The following is an 18,710-nucleotide window of genomic DNA, read 5'->3' as shown; positions in this document are numbered from 1 at the left end:
ACTCCTTGGCGTGCTTTCGCTGGCTGGTATTTTAAATACAAGGTTAGATCAAATTATTTAATGCAACAAGTTGCATAATGTTTATCTTTATAATCGAGATTTGTTTTTTATGCAACATGTTGCATAATGACTCTACGTCCATTTTAATTGCGAAATATTACCGAAATGTCATTAGCTCATGTTTTATTGACCAGTTTGATTGAAAAACCAAGCACAGGTATTGAGTTAGCGCGTCGTTTTGACCGTTCAATGGGCTTCTTTTGGAATGCGACACATCAACAGATATATAGAGAACTCAGCGCTATGCAGAGCAAAGGCTGGATTTCAACAATAGAAGATGATGGTGCAACCTCGCGTAAAAAAACCTATCAGGCAGAACAGCTTGGACGTACAGAACTTGCCGACTGGCTGGTAAAGCAGAGCCCACCTGCTCAGCTCCGCGAAGAACTAATGGTGAGGCTGCGTGTTGAAGCTCAGCTTGGTGGCAATACAGTTTTGCCTGAACTTGAACGACATCTCATCTTACACAAAGAAAAACTACAAATTTACCAAAGCATTTTTGCCAAAGACTTTGGTCATGCTGAAGAAAATGATCGTACCTTATACATACATAGAATGATTTTACAACTTGGAATTAATTTAGAATGTGGTTGGATTGAGTGGCTAGAGACCATGATTCCAGCACTTAAAAACTTCGAAAAATAATAAGCCACGCAAAGGATGGACCATGCCACATTATTTAATACCAGATGGCGAAAAACTCTATGTTCGAGAATTTGGACAAGGCACACCTGTACTGGTTTTATCTGGCTTAGGGATGCAAAGTTGGCAATGGCTGCCTTTTTTATATCAACACCGTAAAAAGTACCGCTTTTACATTCCTGACTGGCGGGGTTTTGGTGGTTCAGCACAGTACAAAATTCCCACACTGGATGCAATTTCCAGCCACTGGCAAGATTTAAACTGCTTTCTAAATCAATATGCTGATACAGCATTCCATGTGATTGCCTACTCTATGGGCGCCACGACAGCCATGCATGGTATACAATATGGTCGCTTTCAAGACCATATCAGCAACTATTTACACATTGACCAAACTCCCAAGATTAGCGTAGATGCAGACTGGCCACATGGTTTATTTGCTGAAAAGCATGCTGACTTCAAAGTCATCCTACAAAACATTGCAGACCTATTGGCCCAAAATGCACAGTATCGTTTGGTCTCAGACTTAACAGCGTCTATACGTACAGAACTGGTTAAGCAATGGTTGGCTTTTATTCAACTACAAGCCACGCCATCTCGAACTGCGGCCTTATTTCAAAAAGCATTTCAACAGCCATACTTGCAAAAATTCATGCTCCCGATCCAGCGTTTAGACTATATGGCTTGGTATATGCAAAATTATCTTGATCATCAAGAAGACTATCGCAGTGCCCTCCGTCAGCTTGACCGACCGGCTACATTTTTTATTGGTGAAGACTCAAAACTTTATCCTGCTCAAGGACAAAAGCTGATTGCCTCAAGCGTACCGCATGCAAAAACAGTGGTCTTTAAAAAATCCGGGCATACGCCTTTATTGAGTGAACCACTCAAATTCTCTCAAGAAATTACACGTTTCCTCAATGCTACGGATGTTTGAATGTGTGTCGTATTATCAACCAAATAATGAATATTTTTATAACAGCTGAAGATAAATACAATTCATCATTCCATTGTAATGACAAAAAATCATAACAACCCGATAAAACACCAATGTTTAGGAATTAAAAAAGGCATCTCTAAGAGGTGCCTTTTTCTTATGCTGCATAGGTCTGCTTGAGATAAGCAACAATATCCGCCGACTCAAACAAAGCCGTTTCAGTGTTCGGATCAACCAAATATGGCACTTGAATATCACGCCCCATCACCTGCATAACTTGCTCACGCTTTCCACCTGCCAAAGGTACATACTTGCCCGGCTTCAAACGCAGTACTGCTGGGCCTTGATCTTGCCAACGTTCTTTAGGCACATTATGAAACTTAAAAGGCAGCTCCAACTCGGTCAGCAAACCACGGACAATCCGAGTATAAGGACTGGCTTCAAATCCCCAAAGTTGTAACAGCTGTTCTGGCGCTACGCGATCTTTAATGTTCTTATTGATCCACACTCCACTCGCTCCATTTACCAATGTCCCAACATAAGCAACATAAGGTGTTTTTGGATAATGTGCATACTTTTTCGGTGTTTTACCACTGCGGCCATACTGTTCAAATAAGTAGTGAATAATATCTTCAGATTCGTACAGCTTGGTGTCTGTATTTTCATCAAGTAAAAAAGGAAATTGGGTTTTCCCACCCAACTGTTTCACCAAAGGGCGATATTTAGTTCCACCCTTAGGACATGGATACACTTCATAATCCAAGTTCAACAAAGTCAATACTTCACGCACACGACGACAATATGGCGAGCCTTCAAACTCATAGAGCTTTAAAGGTTGCTCAGGTTGTTTAGGATGCGGCGTTCCTGTTACACCACGTCCACCTTGCGCAAGCCCAGAAAAAAGAGCCTGAATCACTTTAATTTGATGCTTCACCATATTACACGTCCATATCTTTTGTTGATGTTGTTATGAGTCTGGTTGGTACTTATTCATCGACCAGTTTTTCTTTTGCAATGACAATGCCGTTATTATCCGCATAGAGATAATCACCTGATTGAATGGTGACACCACCAAAATGCAGGCTGATATCAACTTCTCCTACACCCTTACGATTACTTTTTTGTGGAATGGCGGCTAAAGCATGCACACCTAAATCTAGTTCAGCAATGGCATCTACATCACGGACACAGCCATAAATCACCACACCATTCCAGTGATTTTTGACTGCTGACTCTGCAATTAAGTCTCCCATCAAGGCACAGCGCATCGAAGCGCCACCATCCACAACCAATACTTTACCCGTACCATCTGTTGCTAACAGCTCTTTCACCCGAGAGTTATCTTCAAAGCATTTAACCGTAACCACCTCACCACCAAAAGTTTTACGCGCACCATAGCTCTTAAAGAACTTACCATCCATCGATGGGCTGACCACTTGTAAATCAAGTTCAGGATGATCATCCAATAAATCGCATGTCACAAATGCTGTCGTCACCACACTTCCCCTCATTTTGTCTTTTGTATGCGTAAATTATCATATATTTCAAATTTCTCGGTCTGCGTTTGGGCAGCCTCGACCATAGTATGAGCCACTTGTTCTGCTGTCACTGGCTTATATTTAAAATGCTTTGGTATAAAATGCGATAATTTGGTATAGGTCTTTTGAAATATATCTTCCAGCATGCGATCTTCATTACGCTGTCCGATGAGTAAGGATGGCTGCAAAATACTGACCTTATATAAATCGAGTCCACGAATGGTCTCTTCAAGCTCACCTTTGACGCGATTATAGAAAATTTTTGAATTGGCTTGCGCACCCAAGGCACTGATCAACACATAATGCGTTTTGGTCAAAACAAACAATTCCGCAAAATGTGCATTCACCACATAGTCGATGGCATAAAACTGCTCTTTTGAGCCAGCTTTCTTTAAAGTCGTCCCCAAACAACTAAAAGCATGACTGTAGCCCTGAACATCCTCATGGTTGAGTAATAAAAAATCATCCAGCTCCAGTTGCTGAACTTTGTCATAGTGATCGAGCTGCACATTATGCTTTCTGACCACAGCCAAAATTTTGCTACAACTTGGCAGTTGTTGTAATTGTTGAATCAGGTTTAAGCCCACCAAACCCGTCGCTCCAATCACAATGGCTTGTTCTATATTTTGTGTCATTTTTATACAAACTCCCATGCAGATGGCTAATCTTACCTTTTCTTTAGAATTTTTATGTATCTTAAATATAGTCAAAGCATGTCAAGACTTGACTTCACTGCGTATATTAATCAAAATATGCCACTTGTTTACGGGCTGGTGATTGTTCTTCTGATGTGGTTTTCAGTTTGAATTTCAGCCCGCCCAGACCAATCTATTTCAAGGAGTGCACGAGTGGCAAACTCTGCTCAAGCTAAAAAACGTGCTCGTCAAAACGTTAAAGCACGCAAACACAACGCAAGCTTACGTTCTATGGTTCGTACTTACATCAAACGTACAGTAGCTGCTATCGCTGCTGGTGATTACGCAGTTGCTTCTGAAGCATACAAAACTGCTGTACCAGTAATCGACCGTATGGCTGATAAAGGCATCATCCATAAGAACAAAGCTGCTCGTCATAAGAGCCGTTTAAATGCACAAGTTAAAGCTTTAGCTAACTAATTTATGCATTAAAAAAAGCCCTTTTTAAAGGGCTTTTTTTGTATCTATTTTTTGAACTTTCTAACGCCTATACCTTTTCTAATACATCTGCTACCTAAAAATACAGCTTAAAACCTAAATAGAATCCAGCAGCCTTCTCTCGCACCCACGAGAACATCTACTTACAAAAAAAGCCCCCTTTTAGGGAGCTCGTTTCATTTCATGTTAACCATTTGCCAGATGAGCAGTGGTTTAATTCAAAGATTGAGTTTTCAGGTTTTTCACTAAAATACCAATGTTTCTTGATGTTGCCCCAGCTAGAATCAAGCTTGTATTTTGGTTCAGCATTGTCCATCGTTGATTATTATTTCCAGAGCAACTATATCGAATTGCAATTTGACGGTTATTTACCAAATTACCCGAGTTTAGATCTAAGCACTGTCCTGATTGTTTAATAGCAGACGTCGTCGCATCCATTGACCACACTTGTGCTGCATTATTCGCCACACAGTCAGTCAAGGTGACTTTAGCACTTCCTCCATTACCTGTTAAACATTGCCCCATAGCCGCTTTGCTATGGATACGTCCTAAACTGTCATAAACCCACTGCTCAGTATCATCAGCAGTACAAGCCGATGGGCCACTAATGTAAACATCCATTTTTTGGTTAGATGCCAGCTCTGTTTTCAAGCAATTCTTGTTATTTTTCAACAATCCACTTTGTGCAAGTGGGTCATCTTGTTGTAAACCTAGCTGTTTGATAAAAGCATTGAGTGCATCAATCGCAGCAGGTACATCTTTGGCCAAATCATCATAATAAACATTTACCCAACGATTTAAACGCATCCACCTAGTTTCTTGCTCTTCATAACGCTCAAGTACCTGCTGTGCAGCTAAACTCATCTCATTTTTATACGATTTATAAGACAGATAAAGCATTGAACCATTTGGTGACAAAACAATAATATTGTTCGCCGCTTGATTCAGTAGCTCTTGCTCAAGTAGAGGCAACTCTACATCGCGTAAGGTTTTATAACCCTGTGCTTTACCAATCTTAACTGCAGGTGTAATAGCCGTAGCATATTGGGGAATCACTGTCGTCGATAATAATTTGGCAGCAGCATTGGCCTGCTTACAATATAAATCAACTTTTTGAGGATAATCTGCAAGCGCTAAATTGACATGTAATTTATTGGCATTACTACCTAATCGTGTTGGAGCCAGTGCAATATTAGTCACCGTATTTGGATACTGTACATTTAACCAACATGTATCCTGATTTAACGCAGTATTTGCAGCGGGTAAATCATAGACATTACCCCAATTTGAACGTGCTGCAGGATATAGTAGCCCAACCTTTGCAACAGGGTCATAGCCACCCAAAATGGTCACTACAGGCTCACCAAAGACACGTGGGCGTAAATAGTTTTGCTTTGGTTGATACCAAACAGGTGCAGCAGAATCTGGCATAGTAGGCTGAACCACTTCCATCTGCCGTGTGACTTCATTCCATTTTTTATAGCCTGTAGGTGAAGTCTTGTCCCACACATAGCGGTTAAAATGCGGTTGAATTTTTAAATAAGTGCTATAGCCCGTATAGTGGGTATAACGTGAAACTGAGCTTGATGCATAACCACCAGACATTGCATCTCGGCTATGTGGATATAAAGCTAAGAAGTTTGCAATTCCTGTAGAAGTAGCCCATAAATCCTTATTATTCCAAATCAAATTACCCCGCATCATATTGCGATACGGAATGTAACTCCAACCACTATCCGCATGATGTGAAGTCCAGAACTGGTTATCACCCTCCTGCCCAGGATAATGCCCCAGTCCATAGTGGTGTCCAATTTCATGACTAAACTCGTTTCCAACCGAATCATACAACGTCAGCATGCCGTTACCACCACTTAAACCATGATTACTTTCGCCATTGGCATATTTTCCACGGCTATGGTGTGCAACTACGGTTTGGGTTAATTGTGGTTGATTTTGACTTGCCATCGAAGCACTGGTAATGCCCCAGTTTGCTAGATTAATGCCTACGCTAAATGTCGACTTACCCACGTTTTCACGCATGTCACCCTCATAAACTCCGCCTTGGCTGGCACTTGCCGTATCGTAAATCGTCCCGTCGGCAATCATGACGCGATCTAACTGAATATCATCATATTTTGCAACGGTCATTTCAGCAGCTGGAATCGTTTGAAAGTAATCTGAACCTGCCCGAACAGGATCATTCAGCATATAGTGACCATTGGAAACAGGGGGAGCAGTTAACATGCCGATACGAATATTATTTAAGACCAACTCTCCAGGAGAGGCAAAATCAATTTTATCTTCTGTAATTTGTCCCTGACGTCCAAGAGAATCTTTGAGCTGAATACGCAAACCTGGACGTATTTCATCCCAATTGAGTCGAGCACTCCACGCACGCTTACTATATTGCACACGCGCACGCTCATCGGTATTGGTTTGATCAGACTGAGGAATCTGAGTTGGATCGTTAAATGTAACTGTGCGGAGCAACTGATTATTCATGTAAATATCAGCACTCAGACCATCAATTTTCCCCATGCTATCAGTTGGCGTAACTAACAATAGCGCTTCTTTTTCCATCGTCAGCCGCGGCATTTTTTTACTTTCATTACCATTTGGATCAACCACATGACTCTGACCAAATTGCAGCATTGCTTCGAAGTTACCAGTTAAGTCATTTCGTATCACACGCGTATTGGAGTTTGCATCGTAATCAAAATAACCCAATGTATTTACATCAGCCACATCCTGTGTAGGCTCAGCATAGGTTTTCACTACAGGCGTTGTAGAGTTTTCGGTTCCACTCTCTCCACCACAACACGCAGCAAGCATCAGCGTTACAACACAAAGACCTAGCTTGCAATACAAGAACTCATTCACACTTTTCACATCTTCCCCAAAAATAGTCACAAATAAAATTAAAAATCATTAATAATTTATATAAATCAAATGCTTAAGAATTTAACACTATTTTCTATTCATATTCAATTTACATAATTTGTCACTTCAGGACATATTTTTTTATCGGTCTTGAAACTAATGTCCGAAAAATAATAGTTCTGTGACAAGGCTTGAATTTATGAAAAATAATGATGAGTTATACAGTTGAATTTGCACCAATATAGTGCCAAAATTTGTCAGTCAATTTTTTAAAAAATAGATATTTCAATTAATTTTCTTTGTAAGCACGTAGCTTATTTTAATTTTTAGATCCAAAATGATTAAAATCCCATAAATAAATTATGGTATTCTGTTTTCTTATAATGAAACCACATAGAATGTTCTACTGGGGAATAGCATGATTAATAAATTTCTTCCAACACTTGAAAAATTCCAACCGACAGAACAACAATATATTGAGTATTTTTATGCCAAAGGTGAAAAAGACATACTCGCCAAAGTCATCTCAAATATGCGCGGAACCGCAGAAATTCAGGCCTCTCAGGGCGTTGACGCGTGGTTAGGCTATGGCGTCTATTTACCTGCAATTGAACGTATTTTTGCACTGCACCAAGGGGAAACGGAAGCTGAGTTTTATGACCGTACTCAATATCCAGCCGATGTTGTCAATGCATATACTCTTTCGAATCATGAGATTGCCACGCTCATTGCTGCAGATAAATACAATCGCATTCATCAGCACAGCGTAGCAGTGAATACCTCATTATGGCCTTTAAATGATGCAGGCCTGAGTATCGACTTGCTCGATTTTCCCAATCGACTCAAAGCCAAAATTTAAACTTATGCGATATAGCATTTAATAAGGTTGACGAATGATCGATCTATAAATCTCATATATTCTTTTTCACTTTCAAACGAACGCCTAAATGAATGAACGAGATTTATAGCTGATTTTTTATTAATAAACAAAGCACTTACAGATTTTGAAATTCATGAATATTCAGTTCATTCATTTCCCCACGCCAAATCCATTTCAATTTTGATTCCAAAAACACATCTCCCTCAAACCATACGAAAAGACCTTCCATCATTTTCGGCCAGTCTTCTTTGGTCACAATCGTGCGCCCTGAAATAACCGCCAAAATCGCGGCTAAAATCGTGTCATGACTGACCGCAAGGCTCAGACCATAAGGATTGTTCGGATGCGTGTTATATATGAGTTCCAATACATCTACGACGCCATGAATCGGATGCTTCATACCGGGTAAGGCATTATTAACAAAGCTATTAATAAATCCTAGAGCACCTTGACGCTGAAAATAAGGCCCAGCTTGCTTAATATCCAAAACAAAACTGCCTGGCTCAACCAATAAACCTTGTTCGATAATTTCAATACGGTGGGTATTTGGCTCAAGGGTTTGTCCATCTGCCCCTTGAATCATTAGCGCAGCGGTATCAATACAACGTTGAATTGGGCTAGAAATACAGTGTTGTATCACTCGATCCGTATTATCGATCAGATAAGAACCCCAAGCCTCCGCCAAATCTCGCCCTTGATGCGTCAACTGTAAATCATAGCCTGCAAGCCCCTGACCCGTAACAACTTCACGAATGGAATGACGTGTAAACAACGTCACTGGCGTTTTTGCATCTGGCAATAAATCGATTGCCTTCAACATACTAGGCGGGAGTAACTCTAAGGCCATAATCACTAGCAACTCAATAATTCAAAAAACACTATAGCACGCTCAGTTTTTAGCTCAAGCCGACGAAGGCATTAGTTCAAGTGCTTGTAATGCCAGTTTTTTCATATCGTTATTTCGATATGCAATAAAACCGCCATTCAGTAAACTCAATCTTTGGTTATATACGAATGGTCGTCCCTGAAAATCAACCAAACCACCACCGATCCGCTCCAATAAACACTGTCCAGCACTGGTATCCCACTCACTCGTTGGGTGAAAGCGCGGGTAAATATCGACTCGATCTTCCAACACCATACAGAACTTATATGCACTCCCTGCTCGATACTCTTGAATAGGCGTAAGTTTTTCTAACTGCTCTAAATACACTTGGTACTGCGGTTTACTCTGACTACTTTGGCTTAAGCCGACTTGAACAGCACTGTAGTTTTCAACTGGAACATATACAGACCATACGTCTTTTTCAATATTGTATTTTAAAGGCTGACCTTGTAGTGGACAGAAGTAAATTTGCTGTTCACAAGGAATAGCCAGCACAGCAAAAGTTGTATACGCACCCTCAATAAGACTGAGATTAATGGTGAATTCAGGACGTTGATGCAAAAATTCTTTGGTACCATCTAAAGGATCAAGCATCCAAAAAGACTGCCACTGCTGTCTATACGCATGCTGCCCTTCTTCAGAAAGAACAGGCAAATGAGGAAAGGTATTGTTTAAAGCTTCGGTAATAAATTGATTGACACGATAGTCCGCTTGCGTGACGGGTGAATGATCGAATTTTCGTTCAACTGTAAAATCACCACCTGCAACATAAGCTTGATACTCTGCTCGTAAAATCTCACATGCCTGAGTCACAATCGGTACAAGTTGCAATATCAGTGCATCTTGAGGTGCAGTTGTGGGCTTAAACATGAGACCGCCTTTTTATTCATTAAGTTATAGATCGAGAAGTTCATCTATTGGGATAGCAGCATGCTGATCGCCTCGTATTCAACGGTATGCTGTCACCTCAGAGTGAGAACACGCGAACACTTTTAAACACTGCCTTAAAAATATTATACGCCTAAGACACTCAGGAAATATCACTCAATTCCAATTCTTCTTTTGACTTTAGGTTGAGTAGTCCAATTAACCTGACTTTACCTTTACCCACACCTTAAATATTGAGACTAGAGAAAGTCTCAAGCTGACCGTTTCTAATTTGTGCTTACGCTTAACTTCTTTTCAGCCTTATACATCCAAGTGATTTCTTTAGGAAAAATCATCGAGCAAAAAAATCCCACGCATGGGAGCGTGGGATATAAAACAAGAAAAGCTACAGCGCTTTAATTTCGAGTGTAGTATAAACCTGTATTTCAAATACATCAATTAAAAAATGCGGCATTCCTCTAGTTTTTTTAAATTACGGTACACCTACTCATTTTTATCTGAACACTTCACTTCTAATTGATATTCATCCTGTGTGACTTTGATCTTAATCTTTTGATACTTTCTTTTATTCGGATCCATAGCCGAGCTAGCGACTTCTTGCAAAAACTTTCGATCATTCATAAGCTCGCTATATGCTTTATAACCAATCATAATCTTTTCAGGCTTTTTATTTTTGGAAACTAATTCTTTTAGAATATCGTCTAGTTCATTTGCAGTAATAATTGACATATCGAAGCAACTCAAAATAAAAAAGATTATCCATGAACAATATGATCAAAAGATGTCAGAAATCATCTTTCTCACTATTTTCATTTCAATAGAAAAATAAAAGCCCGATCAGTATAAAAACAAATCGGGCTTTTTGTCTGTAATCACTCAGACCAGAAAGTTATTATAATAAAAAACCTGTTTACCTCTCTCCAAATAAACAGGCTTAACTGCACAAACATCATCTAATCATTATATTTTCATTGCTTTATGTCGCACACTTTACAGCCCAAATATTTCAAATAAATGAAACCTTAGGGTTTTTAACACAATTGAATACTTAATCATCATTACGTAAAAAGGTTAACTCATATTCATCATGCGTAATTTTAATCTTGGTATTGCGATAAGTCCGCTTATTTGGATCTAAAGATGAACTCATTACATTTTCTGCAAATTTTTTATTCGACATAAATTTTGCATAGAGCATATAACCAATACGGATTTTTTTAATGGCCTTTTTCTTACCTTTTGCTTCATATTTATCTAAGGTTTCATCTAAAAAATCTAAATTTAACTCACTCATCCATTCCTCTCTATTTTATTCTCATTCGCCACATCTTTTTTAACCGATTCTTGTATAAATAACCAGCAAAACCACTTTATTTTCATTTTTTGTCAGAAAACTTACTTTTATTGCATTATTGCGCTGGATACAACGAATCTTTCTCTGTCAGCTGAAGTGGTTTAACTTTAGCTTCAAACATAAAAACTACCCTCAGGTGGTTTTTATGGTATCAATATAAAATGAACATTTGATGAAATAGACATGAGAGCCGAATAGCTAAGTAGTACTGAAAAGCTGACAAAACCAATGATGCTGTCCGTTGTAATCCATGGCTGATTTAGGTCAGCAGCAACAGTAGAGGTTTTCGATAATAATGACAGCTCTAAGTGTTCTCATCGGATGTTTACAAAAACTCTTCCTTCTCCATAAGGTGAATCATTTCTTATGCTGAAGTTCAATATTGTTGTGGATCAATGTGCGATTAACACATCTTATATGCTCTTACTTAAAAAATTGAGATCCCATATTCTTCAATTTTTGACAATGGGCTATGCAAATCCGTCATCTTATGCAGCTATACGCTATAATTACGCCATATTTGCATAAAGTAAAATGGCTAGATCGGCTGCTAACTGTTTTCTATAGCCATTGCTGAACTTTGAAACATTGGAGATTTTTTGAGTGGAAAAGCCAATTATCATTTTTGATATGGACGGTACATTACTGGATCTTGCCTATGATGATTTTATTTGGAATCATCAGCTTCCTATCCGTTATGCTGAACAACACCAGTGCTCTTTAGAACAAAGTACTCAGGCCCTGTTTCAGTTTTATCAAACCCATAATCACACACTCAATTGGTATTCTACGCGCTTTTGGACAGCCAAAGTCGGCGTAGATACACTCGCCTTACAGCAGGAATTTAAGCATAAAGTTAGCCTACGTGAAGGCTGTCTTGAACTTCTCGACTATTTAAAAAGTAACGGCTACCCTTGCTGGCTTGCCACCAATGCGGACTGTGAGGGACTCAAGTTCAAACTCGAACACACGAAGCTGGCCTCATATTTCGATGTCATCATTAGCAGCGAAACCCTCGGTCATGCCAAGGAGTTTACTGAGTTTTGGCAACATCTCCATGAACGCCATCCTTTTGCAGCCACACAGTGTTACTTTATCGATGACACTGAAAAAGTATTAAAAGGTGCTGAAAGTTATGGTATTCAAAACCTATTTACCATTGCTCAACCCTCATCACTAGGTCAAAGCAAGACATCCGGCCCTTATCCGATCTTAAATCAGCTCACCGATTTAATTCCTTATTTAGAGCAAGCTGAGGTCACGGCCAAATATGCGTAAATCCACTTTAGCTGAAGATGCTGTCGGCATGCGCATTGACAAATGGTTATGGGCAGCACGTTTTTTTAAAACGCGCTCCATTGCCAAAAATGCAATTGAGGGTGGCAAAGTTCACCACAATGGCGAACGTGTCAAAGTGTCGAGAGAAGTTCGGGTTGGAATGGAACTCACCATACAACAAGGTATTGACAAGAAAACCGTAGTGATCAAAGAACTCTCTGACGTGCGTGGCCCCGCTCCTGTTGCACAAAAATTATATGAAGAAACTGAAGTCAGTATTACACGACGGGAATTGATTGCAAGCCAAAGAAAGTTGCATAATCTAGCTCGACCTGATCATCGTCCAAGTAAAAAAGACCGACGCGATATCAGTAAGTTTAGACAAGAAAATGATCAACAATTTGACCAATATTGGTCTTATAATGATGATGAATGACATGCGTCATATTGTGTCGCACACGATCTGACTTTTATAGAAGATACAGACTAAATCTGTCACTATACTGAGCATATTCAGTAAATATCCGTGACATCGTTTTGAGGTTGTAAGATGGATGATAATAAAAGCAAGGCGCTCAATGCTGCGCTAAGCCAAATTGAAAAGCAGTTTGGTAAAAACACAGTAATGCGTCTTGGCGATAACACCGTACAAGCTGTTGAAGCGGTATCAACGGGTTCTTTGACACTTGATATTGCTCTAGGCATAGGCGGCTTACCGAAGGGTCGTATCGTTGAGATTTATGGTCCTGAATCTTCAGGTAAAACAACCATGACTTTACAAGCGATTGCCGAATGTCAAAAAGCAGGTGGTACATGTGCATTTATCGATGCAGAACACGCTTTAGACCCACAGTATGCGCGTAAACTTGGCGTTGATATTGACAATCTACTGGTTTCTCAGCCTGACCATGGTGAGCAAGCACTTGAAATTGCAGACATGCTGGTTCGCTCTGGTGCTATTGACCTCATCGTTGTCGATTCTGTTGCAGCATTGACACCACGTGCTGAAATTGAAGGCGAAATGGGCGACTCGCACATGGGCCTCCAAGCGCGTTTAATGAGCCAAGCATTACGTAAAATTACAGGTAATGCAAAACGTTCAAACTGTATGGTAATTTTCATTAACCAAATTCGTATGAAAATTGGTGTAATGTTTGGTAGCCCTGAAACCACGACTGGTGGTAATGCGTTGAAATTCTATGCGTCTGTGCGTTTAGACATTCGCCGCGTAGGTCAGGTCAAAGAAGGCGATGAAATCGTTGGTTCTGAAACCAAAGTGAAAGTTGTCAAAAACAAAATGGCACCTCCATTCCGTGAAGCGCTCTTCCAAATTTTATATGGTAAAGGCGTCAACCACTTGGGCGAACTCGTAGACTTGGCTGTTCAACAAGAAATCGTACAAAAAGCAGGTGCTTGGTATTCATACCAAGGTGATAAAATTGGTCAAGGTAAAAACAATGTGATCCGTCACCTTGAAGAAAACCCTCAGTTGGCTGAAACCATTGAGAAAATCATTCGAGAAAAACTACTGACGACTGCAAATGCTGCGCCTGTAGAAGAGAATGAAGAAGAGCCAGACTTTTTAGATGCTTAATTATTAAAAGTATCTAAAAAGATTAAATGTTATTACACGACATTTAGGCTTACACTAAGAAACGCCCTACGGGGCGTTTTGTTTATTCAGATCTATTTCATAGCCGATTATGCCTAATTCAAAATTCCCCAAACTCCTTGACTATGATGCTCTCAAACAACAATTTGGTGAGGAGGAATCCCCTGCTACTCAATACGGCCACACGCAGGTAACACAAGAAACTGATGATGCTTTAGATTTTGATGAAGAGAATCAGCCCAAACCCACAGGTTTAACAGGTTCCCGTCTACGTTCTTATGCCTTTGCTGTATTAACACGTAAGGAATATTCAAAAGCAGAATTGATTGAAAAATTGGCCACATGGGCAATGCACCGTGAAGAAGTGATTACACTGGTTGAAGAGCTTTCAGCACAAAACTATCAGAGTGATCAACGAGTAGCTGAGATCACTTTATCGAGCCAAAAGCGTAAAGGCAAAGGCCCTAATCGCATTAAAATGGCGCTAAAAACCAAAAAGATTGACACTGGTTTAATTTTAGAAGAACTGAAAGAAACAGATTGGGTCGAACAAGCCTATCAACTCAAAGTTAGAAAGTATGGAACTGAGGTCGCAACAGATCCAAAACTAAAAGCCAAACAAATCCGTTTTTTAATGTATCGTGGCTTTGAAATGGATGCGATTATGAAAGCGATTTCGAGAAAAATTAAAGATTAAACGGCTATTTACCTGCACTACCCTACACATGATTGATCTATCATCTAGCTATATCAAGAAAACGTAAACAGACTTATCATCTATTAAACCTTAAATGCTAAAAATCTGATTTACTGCAGCTCATAAGCTGACCAAGTGATGCCTAAATTCCCTTGATGCAAGATCATGGTATAGGTGCCATCAATATTGGCATGATTGTACACACCCGATCTGACCTCGACCCTCTGGTTCCTGTCATTAGGCATCTGCACATCTAAATAATAATGCGAAAGCGAATGACGACGCGCGCCTACTCTCCAAACACCCTCGCTCTTCTCCTTATTTACGATCTGCACATCTTGAGAACTTAAAATACTATTATCATTTATGCTATTCACAATACGCACCAAACTCGCAGAATAAATACCAACAACAGGTATAGCAAGTGCGATCACCATGATCATTTGCCGCTTCATTTTCTGAGCAAACTTCTTTTTAAATACAATATATAGAGCGGATAATAGAAAGCTCATGCATATCAATGAATAAAATAAAAAAGCTAAATCGTAATGCTGGATAATACCCCTAAGAAATAAATAATTGCATACAAGCATAATCAGAAAAGACAGCACTTCTGTAGAGATTTTAGCCTTTTGCATATAAATAATATAAAAATTATGATGCTTTGGATAACTAAGGTATAGATAAACCAAAGCCATACCATGAAATAAAAGATCTGACCAATCAAATATAGGGGCTAAAAAGAAAATAATAACCGTCAATACATCTAAAATTTTTCTAAATCTTAATGCATATTTTAAATATTTGTGTTGCTGTTCACTGGAAATATTTTTTGTATGTTATTGTATAAAATTTTGTTCTTGTTCTCGTTTATTAACAACCTCAATATCTTCAAAATGTGCCATGAACATATTACAAATTCTTTTATATGACTCAAAATCTGAACTAATATTAACGATTTGATGATGCTGATCAATCAGTAGCAAACGACTTCTTTTTCTAAAAGATAAAATTTCATAGCCTTTTATTTCACTATATAGCACTTTTTTAACAGTGAAAACTTTACGATAGAGAAGATGATCTTCATTAAAAACAATTTCGGTATTTATGCTTTCAAGCAACAAATAAAAAATGCAGAATAAAACACAGAGACAAGATACAACAAAGCCTATGGCAATATAATTTAAAAAACCATTTGAAATAAAATATAGAATTGAGAAATAGATAAAAATAGTGGTCATTGTAAAAAATAGAAGAAAAAGCAGAATACTTTTCACTTTCTTAGAGTGATTCAATACTTACGACTAGACCTGCATCAATGCCATAGTAATCTTTCATTTTTATTCTTATATATTTATAAATATGGTGGCAACCCTACCAGCAAACCTTCGGCACATCATATTTCTACTACCGTTGCTACCTTCCGGTCCTGGCGGGGTTCGTAGAGTACAATTGCGAAGTAACCGGCAGGGCTACCATTGCAAGAACAGAGTATAGAGATTTTTCCCTAAGTTGCAAGCCTATAAACGACTTTTCAATAAGCATTTCATTCAATTGACTATTTATAAAACAAACTTAAGAAAAATCGCTCAATTATTGGTAACGACTAGGCTACATTCATTTACCTAAATATACGACAACAATGTAAAAGCTTATTGCAATTCATAACGTTGCCGTTTTTAATGGGGTAAATGAATTTCGTTTGATGTTTTCCCCATCAAAGCCTTATAACACGGATATTTTATGATGCTAAAGAAGCATAGCCTATGTGCCCTCACCCTACTTTGCACAACGCCTGTTTTCGCCAATATTCCAATTGAATCTCGCGGCTTAAGTCAAGCAACGAACAATAGTGTCAATCCAACCAGCGTCGCAGTAGACACAGGTGCGAGTGCAACAGCAACCAATATTAATTGGCAAATCATGCAAAAGAACCAACAATTAGAAAATGATTTGCGTAGCTTACGCGGTAAACTTGAAGAGCAAGACAACGAGATCGCTCAACTCAAACATGAGTTGGAAAACCGTTACGCTGACCTAGATCAACGCTTAGAGTTACTTCAACAAAAAGTAGACCCTGAAGCGAGCAAGACAACGGAGGATAACCAACAGGATACTCCTCCCAGTAACACCACAATCACCAACGCCAGCAGTAGCACAACCACGGTCGCAGTAAACAAAGCACCTGTAGTGGTCAGTACGCAAAACACATCAGAGCCATCTGAGCTAGAAAAAGCCGCGTATACTGTCGCATTGGATGCCTATAAGCAAGGTGGTGCGAAGAAAGCGATTGCACCCATGCAAAATTTTATTAAAAACAACCCCAACAGTGTTTACATCAGCAATGCATATTTCTGGTTAGCGGAATTTAATTTAGCGATTGAACCTACCAACTATGCAGAAGCGAAAAAGAACTACGGGATTGTGGCAAACCAATACCCAAACTCTTCGCGTGCGCCTCGAGCAGTCTATCAACTCTATAATATTGCAAAAGAAGTGGATAAAAACTCGACTCAGGCCAACCAATACAAAGCCAAACTCCTTAAGCAATATCCTAAGTCTGAAGAAGCCTCTTTCTTTAAGAAATAATTTTCCTATAGATATAAAAAAAGACACGCGAAGTGTCTTTTTTATCTTTGGAATAAGCTTAACGCACAATGCCACGCTCTGACTGTTCTAACGAGTCAATGAGCAACTGTGCTTCAGCAACTTCAGGCAAAATTTCTGCACGGATACGTTCTAAAGCCTGCTCTGTCGTTAAACCTTCTTTATAGATCAGTTTAAATGCAGTACGTAAACCTTGAATCACATTTTTAGACCAACCTTTACGACGCATGCCTTCAACATTCATCGCAAAAGCATGTGCAGGATTACCAGAAACCATCACATAAGCAGGGACATCTTTTACAATCAATGATGCACCACCAATCATGCTATAAGAATCAATCTTACAGAATTGGTGTATACCCGAGTTACCGCCGACAATCACATAGTCACCTACGTGAACATGACCAGCCACGCCGACATTGTTTGCAAAAATATTATGATCACCGACCACGCAGTCGTGCGCAATATGCGTATTCACCATCAATAAATTATGGCTACCAATCTTGGTTATACCGTGATCCTGAACCGTGCCACGGTGTAAACTACAATGTTCACGAATTTTATTATGGTCACCAATTTCTAACCAGGTTTCTTCGCCTGCATATTTTAGATCTTGGCAGACCTCACCCACACTTGCGAATTGGAAAATTTCATTGTGTTCTCCAATACGTGTATAACCACCGACCACCACATGCGAATGTAACTGCGTACCTGCACCAATAGTGACATTTGGACCAATAATACAATACGGTCCAATCTTTGCATCTGCTGCAATCACGGCAGATGCATCGATGATTGCTGTTGGGTGAATAAATTCGTTATTGCTCATGATTGCTCTATTTTCTGATGCGAAACCATAATTTCCGCAGATGCTGCTACTACACCGTCAACGGTGGCAATACAATTATATTTGTAAATACCACGTTTCTGCATGACCAATTCTGATTTTAACACCAATTGGTCGCCTGCAACGACTTGCTTTTTAAAGCGAACTTTCTCTGCACCAGCGAACAAGAACAAAGAACCTTCACTTGGTTTCTCATTGTTCATGATGAAACCAAGAATACCTGAAACTTGTGCTAATGCTTCGACAATCAAAACACCAGGCATAATTGGATAATTAGGGAAATGGCCTTGAAGGAACTCTTCATTAATAGACACATTTTTATACGCCACAATTCCATTTTCAGTCACATCAACAACACGATCGACCAATAAAAAAGGATAGCGGTGGGGTAAGTACTCACGAATAGTTTGAATCGTCATTGGCAATTCAGGTTTCGTGAAACTAGTAGAATTCGACTCAGTCATCATATTT

General features: G+C 39.3%; 21 protein-coding genes and 1 other RNA gene. 9 read left to right on the top strand and 13 right to left on the bottom strand.

Annotated features, from left to right (window positions below):
- Positions 1 to 165: 165 nt before the first annotated feature.
- Together AC4MC0_RS06445 and AC4MC0_RS06440 are read left to right on the top strand one after the other, a co-directional pair.
- Positions 166 to 705 carry a PadR family transcriptional regulator gene (locus tag AC4MC0_RS06445; protein WP_010326972.1) on the top strand — a complete coding sequence of 180 codons (540 nt, stop codon included), beginning with the start codon at positions 166 to 168 and terminating at the stop codon, positions 703 to 705.
- Between the two features lie 22 nt (positions 706 to 727).
- On the top strand, positions 728 to 1,639 hold the full coding sequence (locus AC4MC0_RS06440; RefSeq protein ID WP_335999120.1) for an alpha/beta fold hydrolase: 912 nt from the start codon (positions 728 to 730) through the stop codon (positions 1,637 to 1,639).
- A 157-nt stretch (positions 1,640 to 1,796) separates the two neighbouring features.
- On the opposite strand, the gene AC4MC0_RS06435 is transcribed toward AC4MC0_RS06440, so the two are convergent.
- Genes AC4MC0_RS06435 through AC4MC0_RS06425 form a run of 3 tightly spaced genes read right to left on the bottom strand, consistent with a single transcriptional unit; the run spans position 1,797 to position 3,812 of the window.
- On the bottom strand, positions 1,797 to 2,576 hold the full coding sequence (locus tag AC4MC0_RS06435; RefSeq protein ID WP_004981887.1) for a glutathione S-transferase N-terminal domain-containing protein: 780 nt from the start codon (positions 2,574 to 2,576) through the stop codon (positions 1,797 to 1,799).
- Positions 2,577 to 2,625: 49 nt separating this feature from the next.
- Positions 2,626 to 3,138, bottom strand: a complete 513-nt coding sequence (rraA, locus tag AC4MC0_RS06430; RefSeq protein ID WP_491887387.1) for a ribonuclease E activity regulator RraA — start codon at positions 3,136 to 3,138, stop codon at positions 2,626 to 2,628.
- Between the two features lie 8 nt (positions 3,139 to 3,146).
- On the bottom strand, positions 3,147 to 3,812 hold the full coding sequence (locus AC4MC0_RS06425; protein WP_491887386.1) for a Rossmann-fold NAD(P)-binding domain-containing protein: 666 nt from the start codon (positions 3,810 to 3,812) through the stop codon (positions 3,147 to 3,149).
- A gap of 213 nt (positions 3,813 to 4,025) precedes the next feature.
- On the opposite strand from AC4MC0_RS06425, the gene rpsT reads away from it, so the two are divergent.
- Positions 4,026 to 4,292, top strand: coding sequence for a 30S ribosomal protein S20 (rpsT, locus tag AC4MC0_RS06420; RefSeq protein ID WP_004696602.1), 267 nt, complete (start codon positions 4,026 to 4,028; stop codon positions 4,290 to 4,292).
- 231 nt (positions 4,293 to 4,523) lie between these two features.
- On the opposite strand, the gene AC4MC0_RS06415 is transcribed toward rpsT, so the two are convergent.
- A complete protein-coding gene (locus AC4MC0_RS06415; RefSeq protein ID WP_491887385.1) occupies positions 4,524 to 7,199 on the bottom strand; it encodes a M66 family metalloprotease in 2,676 nt (891 codons plus the stop codon).
- Between the two features lie 409 nt (positions 7,200 to 7,608).
- Between AC4MC0_RS06415 and AC4MC0_RS06410 the strand changes: the two genes are divergently transcribed.
- Complete coding sequence (locus AC4MC0_RS06410; RefSeq protein ID WP_062033110.1) at positions 7,609 to 8,049, top strand: hypothetical protein; 441 nt, start codon at positions 7,609 to 7,611, stop codon at positions 8,047 to 8,049.
- A gap of 136 nt (positions 8,050 to 8,185) precedes the next feature.
- On the opposite strand, the gene AC4MC0_RS06405 is transcribed toward AC4MC0_RS06410, so the two are convergent.
- From AC4MC0_RS06405 to AC4MC0_RS06390, 4 genes are all read right to left on the bottom strand, one after another.
- Positions 8,186 to 8,917 (bottom strand): histidine phosphatase family protein, encoded by a 732-nt coding sequence (locus AC4MC0_RS06405; protein WP_004696597.1) that lies wholly within the window; start codon positions 8,915 to 8,917, stop codon positions 8,186 to 8,188.
- Between the two features lie 54 nt (positions 8,918 to 8,971).
- Entirely contained in the window at positions 8,972 to 9,826 is an 855-nt protein-coding gene (locus AC4MC0_RS06400; protein ID WP_491887384.1) for a 3'(2'),5'-bisphosphate nucleotidase CysQ family protein, read from the bottom strand.
- A 501-nt stretch (positions 9,827 to 10,327) separates the two neighbouring features.
- Complete coding sequence (locus AC4MC0_RS06395) at positions 10,328 to 10,573, bottom strand: hypothetical protein (RefSeq protein WP_491887383.1); 246 nt, start codon at positions 10,571 to 10,573, stop codon at positions 10,328 to 10,330.
- 319 nt (positions 10,574 to 10,892) lie between these two features.
- Positions 10,893 to 11,138 carry a hypothetical protein gene (locus AC4MC0_RS06390; RefSeq protein WP_004696593.1) on the bottom strand — a complete coding sequence of 82 codons (246 nt, stop codon included), beginning with the start codon at positions 11,136 to 11,138 and terminating at the stop codon, positions 10,893 to 10,895.
- Positions 11,139 to 11,801: 663 nt separating this feature from the next.
- Between AC4MC0_RS06390 and AC4MC0_RS06385 the strand changes: the two genes are divergently transcribed.
- The 4 genes from AC4MC0_RS06385 to AC4MC0_RS06370 all read left to right on the top strand — a co-directional run bounded on the left by AC4MC0_RS06385 (position 11,802) and on the right by AC4MC0_RS06370 (position 14,785).
- Entirely contained in the window at positions 11,802 to 12,476 is a 675-nt protein-coding gene (locus AC4MC0_RS06385; RefSeq protein WP_004696591.1) for an HAD-IA family hydrolase, read from the top strand.
- Positions 12,469 to 12,912 (top strand): RNA-binding S4 domain-containing protein, encoded by a 444-nt coding sequence (locus AC4MC0_RS06380; RefSeq protein ID WP_004696588.1) that lies wholly within the window; start codon positions 12,469 to 12,471, stop codon positions 12,910 to 12,912. The genes AC4MC0_RS06385 and AC4MC0_RS06380 overlap by 8 nt, the downstream gene beginning before the upstream one ends.
- Before the next feature lie 114 nt (positions 12,913 to 13,026).
- Entirely contained in the window at positions 13,027 to 14,070 is a 1,044-nt protein-coding gene (gene recA, locus AC4MC0_RS06375; RefSeq protein WP_005401034.1) for a recombinase RecA, read from the top strand.
- Between the two features lie 109 nt (positions 14,071 to 14,179).
- Complete coding sequence (locus AC4MC0_RS06370; protein ID WP_062033105.1) at positions 14,180 to 14,785, top strand: regulatory protein RecX; 606 nt, start codon at positions 14,180 to 14,182, stop codon at positions 14,783 to 14,785.
- Between the two features lie 110 nt (positions 14,786 to 14,895).
- Here AC4MC0_RS06370 and AC4MC0_RS06365 read toward each other — a convergent pair whose 3' ends face one another.
- The 3 genes from AC4MC0_RS06365 to ffs form a co-directional block, all read right to left on the bottom strand.
- Entirely contained in the window at positions 14,896 to 15,546 is a 651-nt protein-coding gene (locus AC4MC0_RS06365; RefSeq protein WP_491887382.1) for a hypothetical protein, read from the bottom strand.
- A gap of 78 nt (positions 15,547 to 15,624) precedes the next feature.
- Positions 15,625 to 16,026, bottom strand: coding sequence for a hypothetical protein (locus AC4MC0_RS06360; protein ID WP_491887381.1), 402 nt, complete (start codon positions 16,024 to 16,026; stop codon positions 15,625 to 15,627).
- A gap of 131 nt (positions 16,027 to 16,157) precedes the next feature.
- An RNA gene (gene ffs, locus AC4MC0_RS06355) (signal recognition particle sRNA small type) lies at positions 16,158 to 16,254 on the bottom strand.
- Positions 16,255 to 16,528: 274 nt separating this feature from the next.
- Here ffs and AC4MC0_RS06350 point away from each other — a divergent pair.
- On the top strand, positions 16,529 to 17,374 hold the full coding sequence (locus tag AC4MC0_RS06350) for a YbgF trimerization domain-containing protein (RefSeq protein ID WP_491887380.1): 846 nt from the start codon (positions 16,529 to 16,531) through the stop codon (positions 17,372 to 17,374).
- A 58-nt stretch (positions 17,375 to 17,432) separates the two neighbouring features.
- On the opposite strand, the gene lpxA is transcribed toward AC4MC0_RS06350, so the two are convergent.
- Positions 17,433 to 18,221 carry an acyl-ACP--UDP-N-acetylglucosamine O-acyltransferase gene (lpxA, locus tag AC4MC0_RS06345; protein ID WP_125273303.1) on the bottom strand — a complete coding sequence of 263 codons (789 nt, stop codon included), beginning with the start codon at positions 18,219 to 18,221 and terminating at the stop codon, positions 17,433 to 17,435.
- Positions 18,218 to 18,703: a 3-hydroxyacyl-ACP dehydratase FabZ gene (gene fabZ, locus AC4MC0_RS06340; protein ID WP_010326983.1), complete on the bottom strand. Its 486-nt coding sequence runs from the start codon at positions 18,701 to 18,703 to the stop codon at positions 18,218 to 18,220. The genes lpxA and fabZ overlap by 4 nt, the downstream gene beginning before the upstream one ends.
- Positions 18,704 to 18,710 lie beyond the last annotated feature (7 nt).

The sequence above is a fragment of the Acinetobacter sp. CAU_H_S139_7 genome (genome assembly GCF_058599305.1).
Note: the sequence above shows the minus strand (reverse complement) of the source record. Positions and strands in the feature narration are given on the sequence as shown.

What these genes read in the sequence shown, in the direction of transcription:
- AC4MC0_RS06410 (WP_062033110.1), top strand. Translation starts at nt 7,609, where the DNA reads ATGATTAATAAATTTCTTCCAACACTTGAAAAATTCCAACCGACAGAA.
- AC4MC0_RS06440 (WP_335999120.1), top strand. Translation starts at nt 728, where the DNA reads ATGCCACATTATTTAATACCAGATGGCGAAAAACTCTATGTTCGAGAA.
- AC4MC0_RS06425 (WP_491887386.1), bottom strand. Translation starts at nt 3,812, where the DNA reads ATGACACAAAATATAGAACAAGCCATTGTGATTGGAGCGACGGGTTTG.
- AC4MC0_RS06445 (WP_010326972.1), top strand. Translation starts at nt 166, where the DNA reads ATGTCATTAGCTCATGTTTTATTGACCAGTTTGATTGAAAAACCAAGC.
- AC4MC0_RS06360 (WP_491887381.1), bottom strand. Translation starts at nt 16,026, where the DNA reads ATGACCACTATTTTTATCTATTTCTCAATTCTATATTTTATTTCAAAT.
- AC4MC0_RS06395 (WP_491887383.1), bottom strand. Translation starts at nt 10,573, where the DNA reads ATGTCAATTATTACTGCAAATGAACTAGACGATATTCTAAAAGAATTA.
- fabZ (WP_010326983.1), bottom strand. Translation starts at nt 18,703, where the DNA reads ATGACTGAGTCGAATTCTACTAGTTTCACGAAACCTGAATTGCCAATG.
- recA (WP_005401034.1), top strand. Translation starts at nt 13,027, where the DNA reads ATGGATGATAATAAAAGCAAGGCGCTCAATGCTGCGCTAAGCCAAATT.
- AC4MC0_RS06390 (WP_004696593.1), bottom strand. Translation starts at nt 11,138, where the DNA reads ATGAGTGAGTTAAATTTAGATTTTTTAGATGAAACCTTAGATAAATAT.
- lpxA (WP_125273303.1), bottom strand. Translation starts at nt 18,221, where the DNA reads ATGAGCAATAACGAATTTATTCACCCAACAGCAATCATCGATGCATCT.
- AC4MC0_RS06405 (WP_004696597.1), bottom strand. Translation starts at nt 8,917, where the DNA reads ATGGCCTTAGAGTTACTCCCGCCTAGTATGTTGAAGGCAATCGATTTA.
- AC4MC0_RS06380 (WP_004696588.1), top strand. Translation starts at nt 12,469, where the DNA reads ATGCGTAAATCCACTTTAGCTGAAGATGCTGTCGGCATGCGCATTGAC.
- AC4MC0_RS06400 (WP_491887384.1), bottom strand. Translation starts at nt 9,826, where the DNA reads ATGTTTAAGCCCACAACTGCACCTCAAGATGCACTGATATTGCAACTT.
- AC4MC0_RS06350 (WP_491887380.1), top strand. Translation starts at nt 16,529, where the DNA reads ATGATGCTAAAGAAGCATAGCCTATGTGCCCTCACCCTACTTTGCACA.
- AC4MC0_RS06435 (WP_004981887.1), bottom strand. Translation starts at nt 2,576, where the DNA reads ATGGTGAAGCATCAAATTAAAGTGATTCAGGCTCTTTTTTCTGGGCTT.
- AC4MC0_RS06370 (WP_062033105.1), top strand. Translation starts at nt 14,180, where the DNA reads ATGCCTAATTCAAAATTCCCCAAACTCCTTGACTATGATGCTCTCAAA.